This is a genomic window from Candidatus Zixiibacteriota bacterium (assembly GCA_016933955.1).
GTDB lineage: Bacteria > Zixibacteria > MSB-5A5 > GN15 > PGXB01 > JAFGTT01.
Genome location: JAFGTT010000012.1, coordinates 115,108 through 130,751 on the forward strand (window position 1 = coordinate 115,108; position 15,644 = coordinate 130,751).

General features: G+C 50.1%; 11 protein-coding genes. 9 read left to right on the plus strand and 2 right to left on the minus strand.

Features of this window, described 5'->3' with window-relative positions:
* Positions 1-72: 72 nt before the first annotated feature.
* The 9 genes from JXQ28_04055 to JXQ28_04095 all read left to right on the plus strand — a co-directional run bounded on the left by JXQ28_04055 (position 73) and on the right by JXQ28_04095 (position 12,008).
* Positions 73-3,285: a M6 family metalloprotease domain-containing protein gene (locus tag JXQ28_04055; GenBank protein ID MBN2276904.1), complete on the plus strand. Its 3,213-nt coding sequence runs from the start codon at positions 73-75 to the stop codon at positions 3,283-3,285.
* A 346-nt stretch (positions 3,286-3,631) separates the two neighbouring features.
* Positions 3,632-6,400, plus strand: coding sequence for a hypothetical protein (locus JXQ28_04060; GenBank protein ID MBN2276905.1), 2,769 nt, complete (start codon positions 3,632-3,634; stop codon positions 6,398-6,400).
* Between the two features lie 777 nt (positions 6,401-7,177).
* Positions 7,178-7,396 (plus strand): hypothetical protein, encoded by a 219-nt coding sequence (locus tag JXQ28_04065; protein MBN2276906.1) that lies wholly within the window; start codon positions 7,178-7,180, stop codon positions 7,394-7,396.
* Positions 7,397-7,410: 14 nt separating this feature from the next.
* A complete protein-coding gene (locus JXQ28_04070) occupies positions 7,411-7,725 on the plus strand; it encodes a hypothetical protein (GenBank protein ID MBN2276907.1) in 315 nt (104 codons plus the stop codon).
* Between the two features lie 4 nt (positions 7,726-7,729).
* Positions 7,730-8,179 carry a hypothetical protein gene (locus tag JXQ28_04075; protein ID MBN2276908.1) on the plus strand — a complete coding sequence of 150 codons (450 nt, stop codon included), beginning with the start codon at positions 7,730-7,732 and terminating at the stop codon, positions 8,177-8,179.
* A gap of 112 nt (positions 8,180-8,291) precedes the next feature.
* Entirely contained in the window at positions 8,292-8,606 is a 315-nt protein-coding gene (locus tag JXQ28_04080; protein ID MBN2276909.1) for a DUF721 domain-containing protein, read from the plus strand.
* A 55-nt stretch (positions 8,607-8,661) separates the two neighbouring features.
* Positions 8,662-10,572, plus strand: coding sequence for a DNA topoisomerase (ATP-hydrolyzing) subunit B (gene gyrB, locus JXQ28_04085; protein ID MBN2276910.1), 1,911 nt, complete (start codon positions 8,662-8,664; stop codon positions 10,570-10,572).
* A gap of 263 nt (positions 10,573-10,835) precedes the next feature.
* Entirely contained in the window at positions 10,836-11,186 is a 351-nt protein-coding gene (locus JXQ28_04090) for a VOC family protein (GenBank protein MBN2276911.1), read from the plus strand.
* A gap of 150 nt (positions 11,187-11,336) precedes the next feature.
* Positions 11,337-12,008, plus strand: coding sequence for a class I SAM-dependent methyltransferase (locus JXQ28_04095; GenBank protein MBN2276912.1), 672 nt, complete (start codon positions 11,337-11,339; stop codon positions 12,006-12,008).
* Positions 12,009-12,011: 3 nt separating this feature from the next.
* Here the strand turns inward: JXQ28_04095 and JXQ28_04100 are convergent, their stop codons facing one another.
* Positions 12,012-13,238: a hypothetical protein gene (locus JXQ28_04100; protein ID MBN2276913.1), complete on the minus strand. Its 1,227-nt coding sequence runs from the start codon at positions 13,236-13,238 to the stop codon at positions 12,012-12,014.
* Positions 13,239-13,269: 31 nt separating this feature from the next.
* On the minus strand, positions 13,270-15,627 hold the full coding sequence (locus tag JXQ28_04105) for a TonB-dependent receptor (protein MBN2276914.1): 2,358 nt from the start codon (positions 15,625-15,627) through the stop codon (positions 13,270-13,272).
* Positions 15,628-15,644: the final 17 nt, after the last annotated feature.

Consider the following 15,644-nt stretch of genomic DNA (forward strand, 5'->3'; position numbering starts at 1 on the left):
CGGCAGTGAACAAATTGAATTCGGTCTTGTTAAAGGAATAGGAATTTTAATCTAAACTCGGGGAATATAATTATGAATCTCTTTATCGGATCCAGGCTGGCTATTGGAATTGCTGTTTTATGTCTTCTTCTGGGAATCGCCGCCTATGCCTCACCGCCGTCTCCCGAACTGGTCGAACGACTTCGCAGTGAAGGACGACTCACCGATTTCATGAAATCCCTCGTCGATGCCCACGCCAAAGGGATAAACAACCCTGAACGAACCACCGCTATTAAAAGACTCTCGACTTCATCGGGTGAAGTCGATACTCTTCGGGCTATTGTCATCCTGGTCGATTTCGACGATCAGCCATATACGGCCGGGGTCGTGGCCGGATCACCGGAAGATTTCGATTCGGTGCTTTTCTCTGAAAATGGTATCAATCCAACCGGTTCCTTGACCGAATTCTACCTGAAGAATTCCTATGGTACATTCTATGTTATCGGAGATGCTTACGGGTGGTATCGGATGCCCCATGATTACACTTACTACGTCAACGGGCTGGCCGGTATGGGATCCTTTCCACAGAATTCCCAGGGCCTGACCCGATATGCCGTCCTGGCGGCTGATGCCGATGTTGATTTTTCGCTGTATGATACCTATGGCCCGTCCGGCGTTCCCGATGGTTACGTGGACGGCCTTTTTATTATCCATTCCGGACCCGGACGCGAAGAAACCGGGAGTGATGATGATATCCATTCCCACCAGTGGAGTCTGTACAGCAATCGTGTCTATCTCGACGGGGTCTGGATTCAGACTTATTCCTGCGAACCCGAAGAGCGAATCAATACCCAGTCGGTTACCGATTTCGGCGTTTTCGCCCATGAATTCGGCCATGTCCTGGGTCTCCCCGATCTGTATGATACCGACTATGATCCGTCCACCTCGGCCGGATTGGGAAACTGGTCACTGATGGCCGCCGGCAGCTGGAATAACGGCGGCAAAAGCCCGGCCCATTTCGACGCCTGGTGCAAATCCTATGTCGGTTTTGTCGAACCCATCAATGTAACCGCCAACATGATCGATGTTCCCATTCCCCAATCGGAATCCGAATCTGTGGTCTATCGGCTGGCGGCCGGGGGAGCGGTCGGTAACGAATATTTTCTGGTTGAAAATCGACAGCGGGTCGGTTCCGATCTATTCCTTCCCGGCGCCGGGTTGGCGATCTATCATGTCGATGATTCCCGCTGGGGTAATGATGATGTCGACCATTACCAGGTCGCTCTCGAACAGGCCGATGGCCAATTTCAACTGGAATGGGCTGACAATGACGGTGACGCCGCCGATCTTTACCCGGGACCGCTCAATGTCCGCTCTTTCGACGACCGCACCACCCCCAACAGCCGTTACTACAGCGGTGCAATAACCCAGGTTTCGGTCTGGAACGTCTCCAATTCCGATTCACTGATGACCGCCAACCTCGATATCGAATGGTCACGACCCTATTTCACCGTCGATTCGATCTTCTTCGATGATTACAATGCCGACGGTATTCTTGATCCCCTGGAGGATGTCGAAGTTTATCTCTATCTTTCCAACGAATGGAAAAGCGCCACCAATGCCGCCATCACTATCACTTCAAACGATCCGGGTGTCACCTACCCGACCCAGTCAATCGTGCTCCCGTATATCGGCGGTGATGGCGGTTCGGCCGACAACAGCGGCGACCCGATGGTTTTCTCGGTTCCGGATATTGCCTATCCGATTTATGATTCGTTCTATGTAACCATCGAAACCACCGAGGGGTATCAGACCCAATTCGCTTTCGAGAAAGTCATCGGCAAAACCGATATTCTCCTGGTCGATGATGATCGCAGCGGCTCCTATGAAAACCTGTACTATGATGATTTGAAAGCCAAAATGGCCCCGACCGATATCTGGCACAAACAGACTCAGGGTTCGCCTTCAAGCCTGATCCTGAATGAATATGGAACCGTCATCTGGTTCACCGGAGACACTTCCTCCAACCTGCTCCAGGTTGCCGATTATACCGCACTTAAGGATTATCTCGATAACGGCGGGAACCTGTTTTTAACCGGCCAGGGTCTGGCCAACGAGATTTACAACGAGGATTCCTCGTTTATGGTCGATTATCTTCACGCCCGCCCGGATATCATGTATTTCAACCTGAAGCATGACGGCGTGGCCGGTTCTCCGATCGGTGATGGTCTCAGCCTTCGCTATATCAGCGGCGCCAATCAGGAATTCACCCTTTCCCAGATGATTGAAGTTATCAGCCCGGCCATAGCCGCTTTTAATTTCAAGAGCGGCGGCCCCTCGGCCCTCAGCTACGAGGGCGATTTCCGGGTCGTTTATTTCAACTGGGGCTATGAAGCCATTTCCAGTGATTTCAGCAGCTATGACAAGCGCGATACCGTAATTGCCAATATCCTGTATTTCCTCAGCGACTGGACCCCGCCTCCATGTTTCGATTCCGACAATGATGGTTATGGCGACCCCGGTTATCCCGATAATCGCTGCCCCACCGACAATTGCCCCACGGTTTCCAATCCCGACCAGCTTGATTCCGACGGCGATGGTCTCGGCGATGCCTGCGATAACTGCCCCTATGCCTATAATACCGATCAGGCCGATTCCGATGGCGATGAGGTCGGTGATGCCTGCGATAATTGCAGCGGTATTGCCAACACCGGCCAGGAGGATGCCGATTCCGACGATGTCGGCGATGTTTGCGATAACTGCGTGAATACCGCCAATCCCGACCAGCTTAATTCCGATGAAGATGCCTTCGGCAATGCCTGTGATAATTGCCCGACGGTAACCAATGCCGGCCAGGAAGATACCGATTCCGACAATGTCGGCGACGCCTGTGATAATTGCACCTATCTGGCCAATACCAGCCAGGCCAATTCCGATGCGGATTCATTGGGCGATGCCTGCGATAACTGCCCTGCCGTCGATAATCTCGATCAGGCCGATGGTGATTCCGATACCGTTGGTGACGCCTGTGACAACTGCCTTGAAGTCCCCAATCCCGGTCAGGAAGATGCCAATGGCAACGGGGTCGGCGATGCCTGCGATTATACCTGCGGTGATGCCGACGGGAGCGGGGCCGTAAATATTCTCGATGTCACTTTCCTGATTAACTATCTTTATAAAGGCGGACCGGCCCCGGATCCCGAGGAGGCGGCCGATGTTAATCATAGTTTATCCATCAATATTCTTGACGCTACTTATTTGATTAACTACCTGTATAAGAGTGGTCCGGCTCCAAATTGTCCATAAGAAGCCAATTGAAATTTAAAAAAAGGACAGCTGACATGGCTGGCCTTTTTTATACTCGTCAATACCTGAATAAGGATCATATAATCCGATTTACCGGATCGAATGATCCCTCCGGGGATATTCCAATTGCTTGCCCGCCAATAAAATGAACATCCTTTGAAGACACCCGGGAGACAAAATGCGCTTTGACAGTTTCATTTAATTTAGTATAATTCATAAGCGATATGACTTTTGAATGCCGGGCGATAAAGGCCGACATCGAGCCGATTTGCAGAATATTTACTTACCCTCGGCTCGAGCCTACCGCATGAGAATGGAAACTATTACTACTTGCCGAGGTGGATAAATGAAATCATTGCAAAGACTTAGCTTCCCGATCCGGTGCCTCGCCCTCTGGGCGGGTTTTCTTTTTATCTCGACTGCCGCATTGGCCGCCGATGAATCATTTGCGATCAGCCGGACCATTGGCTTCTCAAGCGATCAGCTCCAAGTCGATAAAATCATGGATTACGACATAATCCGCATGGTCGATCATAATTATCTCAACCTGCCCGGCGCCCCCATGTTGCCTTCGCGTCAACTGAAAATAGCCATACCCGATGGGATGAAAGTCACCTCGATCGAAATCGAGGAAATAAATTTTGAAGATATCGCCGGTCAATACAACATTTTTCCGGCTCAGCTCCCTCTTGAAATCGGGAACTCGGTTGATGATGCCGAATTTATCGCCCCCGATCCGGATATTTACCGCTCCGCATCATCATATCCCAATCAAATAATCATCCTCGACGGCCAATCCGATTTGGCCGGGCAATCATTTGCCCTGGTGACGGTCTGCCCGGTTCAATACCTGCCCGCTGAAAAAAAATTAACCCTGGCCACAAATATTAAATTCATCCTGCACGGTACCGACGGTTACCGTTGCGGTGATTATCTCCCGGAAAATGCTTCCGATCAAATTCGAACCATTTACGAGGACCGCCTGGCCCTAACCGTTATAAATCCTGAGGATATTTTCCTGAGTTCATCGACGGGACTTAACAAATCATCGACCGCTCTGCCTTCGGCAACACCCTTCGATCACGTCATTATCACCTCGACCGCCAACGCCTCATCATATCAACCCCTGGCCGATTGGCATACCCGAAAAGGCGTCCGAGATACCGTCATCACCACCGATTTCATCTACGCCAATTACAGCGGTACTGACAATAAAGCCAAAATCCGTAATTTTATCATCGATGCGCATCAGAACTGGGCCACGATGTATTTCCTGATCGGTGGAGAAAATACCACCATCCCCTTTGCTTACCGAACTTATGAAAGCGAAAGCGTTCCCAGCGACAACTACTACGCCGATTACGATGATGACTGGGAACCCGAGGTTTATGTCGGGCGTTCCACTGCCGAGGGATCGACCGAGGTGACCCGCTTCGTCAACAAAGTTATCGAATATGAAACTAATCCCCCCGAATTGAATTACGCTCTCGATATCACCCTGCTCGGTATGGACCTGACCATCGCTTCCGATCCGCCCTACTACACCCTGACCCGGGGACAGTATCTCAAAGACAGTATTGATATCAACTATATCCCTTCCCGTTTCGCGGTGACGAAAATTTATGATACCGATGCCGGCAACCATCGCGATGCTTTTCTGGCGGCTATCAATGACGGCCAGAATCTTCTCAATCACAATGATCATGCCAATTATTCTGTTATGGGCACAGGGGATCGGAACCACGGCTGGTATATCAGTTATTATGATATTCCGTACCTGACCAATTATCATAAGTACTGCAATATTTGGTCGGTCGGCTGCCATGCCAACCGGATGGATATCGAGGACGCCATCTCGGAACATTTTATCCTCGATAACGATACCACCGGTGCGATTTCCTTCACCGGAAACACGAGAAGCGGCTGGTTCTATGTCGGCGATCCCTTGAGTCTCTCCTCACAACTCGACCTGTACTGCTGGAAAGGCCTTTTCAATCAGAATCTCACCCGTCTCGGGGATATTCTGGCTTACAGTAAAAGCGCTACCAATATCGATCAGGTCTGGCCGTACAGCGACTGGACTTTCAACCTTCTCGGCGAGCCGGAGATGACTCTCTGGACCGGATTGGTCGAAACCTTTACCGTCACTCATGCCGACGAAATCGAAGCCCTGCCGCAATCATTCCCTGTCCATGTGGAGAAATACGGCGGGCCGGTGGCCGGCGCCCTGGTCTGCCTGTCCAAAGGCTCGGAAATATTTGCCCGGACCTACACCGATGCCTCCGGTGATGCCTTGATCGATATCTCCCCGGCCAGTGATGGATTTATCAATGTTACCGTTACTAAGCAGAATTTTAAACCCTATCTCGGGGAAACCGAGGTGATCGGCAATCTCCCCCCGATCTGCGAAACACCGTCCGACACCGTGATCTTCCAGTGCACAACTTCCGAGGTGGTTTTGCCGGTGGCCTGCTATGATCCCGATGGCAATCTGGCCTCCGGCCCGGAACTGGTTCGCGGGGCCGGGCAGGTAATCGAGGGCAACTGGTACTACACTCCTTCCGGGCCCGATACTCTGGAGATCACTATCCGGTGTACCGATTCTTCGGGCTTCTCCTGCGAATCCGATTTTATCGTCATCTTCGATATCAACCATCCCCCGACCTGCGCCGTTCCGCCCGATTCTTCCATCACGCAGATAATGCCGCCGACGGAAATCAGCCTGCCGGTCACGGCCGATGATTCCGATGGGAATCTCAATGGATGTGCTGTTATTGACGGCCCCGGGACCGTATCCGACGGGTTCTGGAAATACACCCCGGTCGAAGATGAAATAATCGATGTCACCATCCGCGTAACCGACGAATGCGGAGAGTCTTTCGATGATTCTTTCCATATTGCCTACACCGCTTTTACTTGCGGTGACGCCGACGGCAATAATAGTATTAACATTCTCGATGTCACTTTCCTTATTACGTACATGTACCGCAATGGTCCGGCCCCGGTACCTCCCCAAGCGGGGGATGCCAACGGCAATAGCGCGGTTAATATACTTGATGCAACATATTTGATCAGTTACCTGTACAAGAGCGGGCCGGCCCCGGTCTGCCCGTAGAATTGACGCTGTTAATATAAAGGCCGCCGATGATGCTTTCTCGGCGGCTTTTTACTTGTACCAAATACGACCGGTGGCTCTGTAAATCACTCTCAATAAAAACACTTGACCAGGGGAGCCGGGAATGTTATATTGATATTGAAGACACCCCCTCTCAGAACATATCCATAATCCTTCATCAGCCTTCCGGATTTACGGAGGTTGACATCAATATCTTATTTAAATATAACCCCACGACGTCAGAGTCGTTTAACCAGATTAAGTGAGGGAGGTGCCTATGGATTAAAAAGAACATGGGACGGCTGTCGGCGCGGTTGAGCTTCTTGGACCACGCTGGAACCGTCCGCCTGTCGCCCCGGGTGATGCGGGTATCAAATATGGACATTATACCGACATCTATTCAAACAGGTGAGGAACCATATCCTGCTCGTTTCACCTTCGCTTTCCCATATCCGGTAGCCGGCAGAACATGTTCAAAACGCAACCGGCCTTATGCCGAACCATCAGTAAAAATCCGCAATACAAACTTAAACCCCGGTCTTAAGGTTAGACCGGGGTTTTACTTATCCCATTTTGTATAGGCCGGTCGCCATATAATTTTTATGATGACCGCGCCCATACCACTCATCAGGCTGTTCATATCCTGCACAATTTGTAAATTACCGCATTGTCCCGTAACAACTTAACGTCACACCGCAGAAATCGCTCCGGGGCGGCATCGGGCTTGCAAAATCATCTTTCAGGAAATTAAAAGGTCGCACTGAAAGGGCTATTACGATGCAAGTCAGATTCACGCTTACCATGGATGATGTCGAGGTCAATGGCCGCAATATCGACTCCATCATCCTTGACTGGATATCGGACGTGGACTATAACGAAGTCCTCGCCATATCTCACAACTGGATTTCATCGCAAAATTTCCTGACCCACCGGATGACCGGTCTCAACCGCGTCGGCGAATCATCCCTCACTATCGAACCGCTTGAGGATCACTAAGTCGCGAGGTAAACATGAGTATCCCCGAACTGATGCAAACGACCCTGACCCAGATCACCCAGCCGGGCGGCCTGTTCGACTCCGCTAAAAATTATGTCGAACACGAATTCGGCACCGCCGGTCTCATTGCCGCCGCCATTCTCCTGGTAAGCATCGCCGGACTGCTACTGAGCAAAGCTGTCAAAGTCTCCTTCGATATCGTCCGTTATGTCGCCGTTCCGTCGGTTGCCATCACCTTTGTTGCCACTTACTTTCTCCCCTTTTCCTTTGTTTATATCCTCCCGGTAACGGTCGCCTTCTTTTCAATCTTTCTCATCGTCAGGGGTTAGCAACATGAGCAAAAAAATCGATTCTGATAAAAGAAACAAAAATACCGATCCATTCGAATCACAAGGCCTTAAACGCGAACCGGTCTCGGAACAGAGCGATGAGGTCGTCAATCCCTTCGGTGAAAACGAATGTCTCGATAAAGATAAAATGTTTATTGAGTGCCCCGGCGCCACGGTTTACGATCCGGAAACAAGAGAAATTATCGCCGGTGTGCAGTTCCTCGATGAAAATGATCCATCGGCAGGATACCGGATTATCAATCATCCCGTCTATGCCCCGGAGCATCGCTCCAAAAGACTGATAAAAAAAGACCACTTTAACTCCATCAGGCGCTGCCAGGCTTGCCAGGATCTGACCGTCCGCCTGGTCCGCCGTGAGGGCCCCGATTTCTTTATTCCCAACCCCAAATTCCCGCATAAAAAACAGCTTAAATCAGTCGAAAAAAACTGGTAGAAGTTCAACGCCAACAACACCCCAATTATTGTCGTAACTCATTATATTTTAGCAAGATAGCTAAACACTTTTCCCTTGCTAATGGTTTGTAATTGTGCTATTTTAAAGGGTTATGAAAACATTCAATACCGGGGGTAATAAAAAGGATGCCGTCCTTCTCGGAACGTTCCTGGACGGTCTTATGGTCCGCCTCGGGTTGGCTCATAATTTGGGCGGCTGGAGGATTGTCAGCCGCTGGGCCGGTATTGTCGGAGATAAAATGGCCTCGGTTTCCCGGGCCGTAAGATTCTCCGATGATACTCTGCTTGTATCCGTGCCCGATGCCGTCTGGCGCCACCAGATGTCTATGGAGGTGGATGCCATTCTGGAGAAAATTCATGCCGTCCCGGGCGGCCGGGCTGTGAAACGGATACTTTTTATATCATGACGCGAAAGGATTGCGAACTGAAATGAAGGACGATACGGTTACCGTAGAAAAAGAAATGAAAAAAGAATCCAATTACGATGCCAAGACTATCCAGGTTTTGAAAGGCCTCGAGGCGGTCCGTCGCCGCCCGGCCATGTATATCGGCGATGTCGGCAAGCGAGGTCTGCACCACCTGGTGTACGAAGTCGTGGATAATTCCATTGATGAGGCGATGGCCGGATACTGCACTGTCATCGGCGTCGATATCAATGAAGACGAATCCATAACCGTTACCGATGACGGCCGCGGAATCCCCACCGATATTCACCCGACCCAGAAAAAATCAGCCCTCGAAGTGGTTATGACCATGCTCCATGCCGGCGGAAAATTCGATCATTCCTCCTACAAAGTCTCCGGCGGTTTGCATGGTGTCGGGGTTTCGGTGGTTAATGCCCTTTCCGAATGGTGCAAGGTCGAAGTCTGCCGCGATGGCGAGGTGTTCTTTCAGGAGTATGAGCGCGGTGTCGCCAAAGAACCCGTAAAGGTTATCGGCAAACGCAAACAGACCGGAACAAAAACCACCTTTATTCCCGATAAAGATATCTTCTCCGAAATCAAATTTAAATTCGATATCCTGGCTTCGAGAATGCGCGAACTGGCTTTCTTAAACCGGGGACTGAAAATTATTCTCGACGATAAACAGTCCGGTAAAAAAGTCGAATTTCTTTATAAAGGCGGGATATCGTCATTTGTCGAATATCTCAATGAAAGTAAAAACGTCCTGTATAAAAAACCGATTTATATCCAGAAAGAGCGCGACGGGGTCGAGGTCGAAATTGCCATCCAGTACAACGACAGCTATATCGAAAATTTGTTTTCGTACGTCAACAACATCAATACCATCGAAGGCGGCACTCATCTGACCGGTTTTCGCACTGCCCTGACCCGGAGTATCAATAATTATATCACCCGGAATAACCTGCTCAAAAACGGCAAAAACGGGCTGAATGCGATTGGCGATGATTCGCGCGAGGGACTGACAGCTATTATCTCGGTCAAGGTTCCCAATCCCCAGTTCGAAGGACAGACCAAAACCAAATTGGGTAACTCCGATGTTCGCGGAATTGTCGAAACGGTCATTAACGAGTACTTGTCCGAATATTTCGACGAAAATCCCCCGGTGGCGAAAAAAATCGCCGAGAAAGTCATCTCGGCCGCCCGTTCCCGTGAGGCCGCCCGGAAAGCCAGGGAACTGACCCGGCGAAAAACAACCCTGGACCATGCCGCTCTGCCCGGAAAATTGGCCGACTGTTCTCTCACCGACCCGGAATCTTGCGAGCTGTATATCGTTGAGGGTGATTCGGCCGGAGGTTCCGCCAAACAGGGACGGGATCGCCGCTTCCAGGCTATCCTCCCCCTTAAAGGCAAAATCCTCAATGTCGAAAAAGCCCGGATCGACCGGATTTTAAGCAACGATGAAATCCGGGCCATGATTACCGCCCTGGGAACCGGGATCGGTTCCGAGGAGTTTAATCCCGAGGCCCTCCGCTACGGCAAAGTGATAATTATGACCGATGCCGATATCGATGGTGCCCATATCCGAACCCTGATTCTGACCTTCTTCTTCCGCTATATGAAAGAACTTATCAAGCAGGGGCATATCTATATCGCCCAACCCCCGCTTTATCGAATCTACAAGGGAAAAAAGGAGCAGTACGCTTTCAGCGATGAGGAGCGGGACCGTGTGATTACCCAGTTCGGACGTGAAGGCGTTTCTGTCCAGCGCTACAAAGGTCTCGGCGAGATGAATGCCGAACAACTCTGGCGAACCACCATGGACCCCGAAACCCGGACCCTGCTTCTGGTTAATATGGAGGATGCCAAGGAGGCCGACCGGCTGTTTTCCACCCTGATGGGCGATGCCGTCGAGCCGCGAAGGATTTTTATCCAGGAGAATGCACAATACGTCCGCAACCTGGATATCTGAGAGAATTTCATTTTTCGCAGGGCAGACTACCAGGTGGCCTGCCCTTTTTTTATTTCTGATTAACCACCTGGGTCGATTTAATATCACATTTTGGCCCTCTGGAAGACCATGTGATTGATTTCCCCAATTTGAATCTTTAATTTTTGATGATAGCGATTTTGTTAAAAAATGGTAATTAGGAGCAATATTATCTTCAATCAAATAATCCACGGCCGCGTATTTAATATGTCTGCCAAAATCAATCCGAAGAGAAAGGACTGGTCATGAACGGTTTCTGCCATATCGAAATCCCGTGTATCGACATGAAAAAAATTGCCGAATTTTACGAGAAGGTATTCGGGTGGGAAATAACCATGATGCCCGAAATGGAATATGCCCTTTTCAAAACCCCTGCCGGCCCCGGAGGCGGTTTTTCCAAACAGGCCAAAATCGCAAAGGAAAACGGTATCGCTCTCTATATCGAGGTGGATGATATCGATAAGGTTTTCCAAAAAATCGAGTCATACGGCGGTAAAAAAGTCCAGCCTAAAACTCAAATTTCCCCGGAATTCGGCTATGCCGCCACCTTTGCTGATATCGAAGGCAATGCTCTTGGCCTCTGGTCAAAAAAATAATTTCCCCCATAGCTCTCTGCGTCCTGCCCCGACCGCCCCCCCTTGCCGGTCGGGGTTTTTCTTATTATTCTTCTGAATTAATATTGGCAATTCGCAAAATTGGATGATAATTTGTGAAAAACCTTAATTTGGAGATCATAATATTCGATTATGGGTGGGTATTATTCCGAAAAGCTGTCGGCCGAAAAACTGCGGCGTTGCTATCAGGTCGCTTCGCCGCGAATAAGCCAGTACCTTAATGCCGAAGTCGATCATGTTCTTCAGTTTTGCCGACCGAACGACCTTATTCTGGAATTGGGATGCGGCTACGGCCGGGTGGTAAAACATTTGTGCCCCCGCGCCGGCCATGTGGTCGGTATCGACACCTCCCTTGCCAGCCTGCTTGATATGGATAATGAATTGGGCGTATGCACCAATTACTCCCGAATCCGGATGGATGCCGGTCGGCTGGGATTTCGCGATAATATTTTCGACCTGGTTCTCTGTATCCAGAATGGCCTTTCGGCTTTTGCAGCCGATCCTTTAATTTTAATCAGCGAGGCTGTCCGGGTTACCCGGCCGGGCGGCCATACCCTTTTTTCCACCTATTCCGAAAAATTCTGGACCGAACGTCTGAAGTGGTTTTATCGGCAATCGGCCGAGGGCTTGCTTGGTGAAATCGATCCTGATCAGACCGGCGATGGAGTCATTGTCTGCAAAGACGGTTTTCGAGCCACCACCATCAAACCCGGTCAATTCCGGGAATATATGAAAACTCTCAATCGATCGGCCGCTATTGTCGAGGTCGATAATTCCTCGGTATTTTTCGAAATACGAAAATAGCCCTTACAATCTTAACCATCCCGGGCCGATTTTCGGACGCGGACCATCACGATACAGGTAATTGACAAGGTACGTCGCATCGAGAATATTATAGTTGCCGTTACCGTCGGCATTGGCCCGCCATTCCGGCCAACGCGGCGCCGGTCCGCCTTTATACAGCCAGTTTATCATGGATGTAACATCCAGGATATTGACCATAAAATCACCGGTAACATCGCCGGGAGCATAATTGAAGGCCGCATGAAGCGGTCCGTCGCCCACCGCGTAACTCTTTTTAACCGCTCCGGCGGTATCGATGACTTTGACATAATTGGTAAAACTGCCGCTGAAGATGGTTGAATCCTGGTAGGCAAGGGCCATCATGCAGTTCAGGTCGACTTCGATCGGATTGGCCGCGTTATGATATATTTCCAGGGTTTCGGTATTGTAGGTCAATATATACCCGTTTTCCTCCCACCCGGCCGCCGCGATACAAGCGGTATTATTGGGCCCGATACTGATCTGTCCCGGCGTCCCACCTACGGACACGCTGTCGATAACCGCTTCCGTCCCGATATCGATAATATACACTTTACCAAAAACCGTATAATAATCGCCGGTGCAAACCACATGAATCCGGCCGAATCGATCCAGCGCCAGGTATTGCGGATTAAGCCCGACATCGATATAGCCACTCACTGAATCGCCGGCGATGTCATAAACAGCTACCCGTCCCGGATCGTATTCCCAGGTCCCCCAATCGAACCCCGTGCAGGCCACATAGGCCTTATTGCCGACAATCAGAATACCTTCGGGGCTTTTTCCCACCTCGACCTCATCGACAATACTGCCGCTGATATAATCGACCTTGGCCACGCTGTTGCTTTTCATAAGTGTCACATAGAGGTACCTATCATCGTAAAATTCCATCCAGTACGGGTTGGATTCCGTCCCGGTGTTGATAAAACCAACCGTCGTTTCGTTCCGCAGGTTTATCACCTGGATTTCGTTGGTCCCCGAAGCCACGGCATAGGCCAGGGTATCCCGGATCACCAATTGATTGGGATAACTGAAAATATCGGTCCCGATTGTCAGAATATTATTACTGACCGTCCCGGTGGTTAGATTGATCTTCGAGAGCGTTTCCCCGTTGGTATTGAGCACATAAGCGGTCGGATTCTCCGCCTGCACCGCCTCTGTAACCGCCGATATTATAATCAGCGTCAACAGAAACTGCTTCATCCTTTTCATATATACCTGCCTTATCATATCAAACATTTGATTATTGATTGGTATCTTTGCCGCCATAGATAATTTTCAATCCCAAATTCCATTCCCTCCCCGGCATCGGATAATTCGCCATCAGGACATAATCTTCATCGCGAACATTGAAAAGATTGAAATCTCCGGCCAAATGCCATCTTTTTCCAAGACCGATTTTTACCCCGGCCTGAATATCATCGACCCGGTAACTGGTATAATACTTGGTGTTGGATCGAAGCGTATACGCCGAATCGACCATCCGAATCGAATATGCCATATAAAACATTTTCATATTCACCCGGGCTGTGAATGATGTAACATAATGCGGATAAAAAACCAACCGCTTGTTGTAAACGGTATGATCTCCCGTCGATTTATTCAGAGCGGTAGTAATGGTGTTTTGATATTGAAACGAGAAAACCCGATCCAGAAGTTCGATCTCGATGAAATCCTCATGGCCGGTAATCTGCGCTTTTTCCACATTTTCCGGCCGCCAGACGCCACTGCGCGGCACCCACATCACTAGATCATGAAGAAATGAATGAAAATAATTAATCCCTCCGGATAGTCTGATCGGCCCCCATCCCCCGGTCACCTCGAATCCGGCCTCGGAATGCTCGGACCTCTCCGGCTTCAAACCCGGATTCCCGCTTGAACGGGCGTCACCCTTCCAAAACAAAGCGTTCATGGATGGTAATCTTAACGACTTGCCATAATTGGCCCGGATGATATATGAGAATCTATTCCCCTTGGAAAGCGCTATCCCGACTTTCGGCGACCAGCTTGAAATACTGCTGCTTTTCACCGTATCCTGCCACGAGGTCGAATCTTTTTCGGTTCGGGTATAATCGAAACGAAGAGCCGCATCGAGCACCATATCATCGGCCGGAAACCACCGCGAGACATCGAAACGCTGTTCATCGGTAATGAAAATGCCGGCATTGTCCCGCTCCGGTTGCCCCATTGTAAGCTTCGGCATCAGGTAATCTTCATGCCGGAGAACATCTTTCCTGCCCTCCAGCCCGAAACGCAGCCGGTTGGCGCCCATAATCAAATGTTGCTGGGTATAGCGGGCGCTGTAAATATCATTGACATATTCGGTATGAAAACCGGTCCGGGATTGTAAATCTTTGAATAACTGCTCATATCGGGAATACCCGGCTTCAAGTTTGTAGATACGATCCGACGAGCCCCGATACTCCAGGGATAGGTTGAACAATCTGCGGCCGTCGGTTGAAGTCGCTTCGAGATTTTGATCTCGGGCATTTCCCGGAAGACCGCTCTGCGAATGATAATACTGCCCGGAATAGGCCATATTCCAGCGCCCGCTGAATCGATAGATCCCCGAAGCAAAATAATTGTAAGAATCCACACCGTTATTGACCCGGGTCCCGGTTATAATCGTGTCGCCCGGTTCAACCCTGTAAGCATAATCGAAATCCCCAACCGCCTGACGAGTTTGATAAGCCAGTTTGCATGAAAAATTCTCTATCGGAATAAAATCTGCCAGGCTGAGTTTGTTGATTTCCGTTTTCCAGCTTCCCCAGGTTTTCTCCGCGTCAGCCTCGAATTCACCCGATAAAAATTTTCGATGGGTAATAATATTGATGACCCCTCCGAGAGCATCAGGGCCGAATTCGGCTGAGGCGCCGCCCCGATAAATTTCGATCTGCTCGATCATCTCGATCGGTATCGAGTTTAAATCCGCCACCCCGCTGCTCGAGGGATTAATTTTCTGTCCATCTATCAGTACCAGTACATACTTGGGATCGCTCCCCCTGATTCTTATCCGGGACTGCCCGCCTCCGGTACCGGCCCTCTGGATATAAACCCCGCGAACATTCTCCAGTAGCTGGGGTAAATCCCGGGCCCCGGTTTGCTCGATCTCCCGACGGTTAATAATCTCAACCCGATCACTGCTGACATGTAGTCTCGTTTCCGTAACCATTATCTTGTCCAGATAATACAATTTCGGTTCGATCCGGATACTCACCCGCTTTGTCATACCGGCTTTGATTTGAATTTCATCCATGCGGAAATCGGCATATCCCGGCGCATACACCGCCAGATGGTACTTCCCCGGCGGCAGATTATCGAAACCGAAATAGCCGAACTGGTCGGTGACCGCATTATAACCGGTTCCGGTAAGTTCCACCGCGGCTCCCTGGACAGGAGCCCCTTCGTCACTGCTGTGAACCGAACCGGTCAGATTGAAATTGGACTGCCCCCATGCCGAACCGGCCAGCACCGCTCCAAGCAAAACCGCCATCGAAATTATGTGTAAAAAACAAAAATCGGTAAGACCTCTGAAACAACCGGGAAATCCCGTCGCGCTCCCGGCGGCTCGGCCGTTTCCGGCCAAAAACAATCGCCGCATGGCTTTTCTCTTTAGTG

Coding starts and splice junctions, on each gene's coding strand:
- JXQ28_04055 (MBN2276904.1), top strand. CDS start 73: ATGAATCTCTTTATCGGATCCAGGCTGGCTATTGGAATTGCTGTTTTA.
- JXQ28_04060 (MBN2276905.1), top strand. CDS start 3,632: ATGAAATCATTGCAAAGACTTAGCTTCCCGATCCGGTGCCTCGCCCTC.
- JXQ28_04065 (MBN2276906.1), top strand. CDS start 7,178: ATGCAAGTCAGATTCACGCTTACCATGGATGATGTCGAGGTCAATGGC.
- JXQ28_04070 (MBN2276907.1), top strand. CDS start 7,411: ATGAGTATCCCCGAACTGATGCAAACGACCCTGACCCAGATCACCCAG.
- JXQ28_04075 (MBN2276908.1), top strand. CDS start 7,730: ATGAGCAAAAAAATCGATTCTGATAAAAGAAACAAAAATACCGATCCA.
- JXQ28_04080 (MBN2276909.1), top strand. CDS start 8,292: ATGAAAACATTCAATACCGGGGGTAATAAAAAGGATGCCGTCCTTCTC.
- gyrB (MBN2276910.1), top strand. CDS start 8,662: ATGAAAAAAGAATCCAATTACGATGCCAAGACTATCCAGGTTTTGAAA.
- JXQ28_04090 (MBN2276911.1), top strand. CDS start 10,836: ATGAACGGTTTCTGCCATATCGAAATCCCGTGTATCGACATGAAAAAA.
- JXQ28_04095 (MBN2276912.1), top strand. CDS start 11,337: ATGGGTGGGTATTATTCCGAAAAGCTGTCGGCCGAAAAACTGCGGCGT.
- JXQ28_04100 (MBN2276913.1), bottom strand. CDS start 13,238: ATGAAAAGGATGAAGCAGTTTCTGTTGACGCTGATTATAATATCGGCG.
- JXQ28_04105 (MBN2276914.1), bottom strand. CDS start 15,627: ATGCGGCGATTGTTTTTGGCCGGAAACGGCCGAGCCGCCGGGAGCGCG.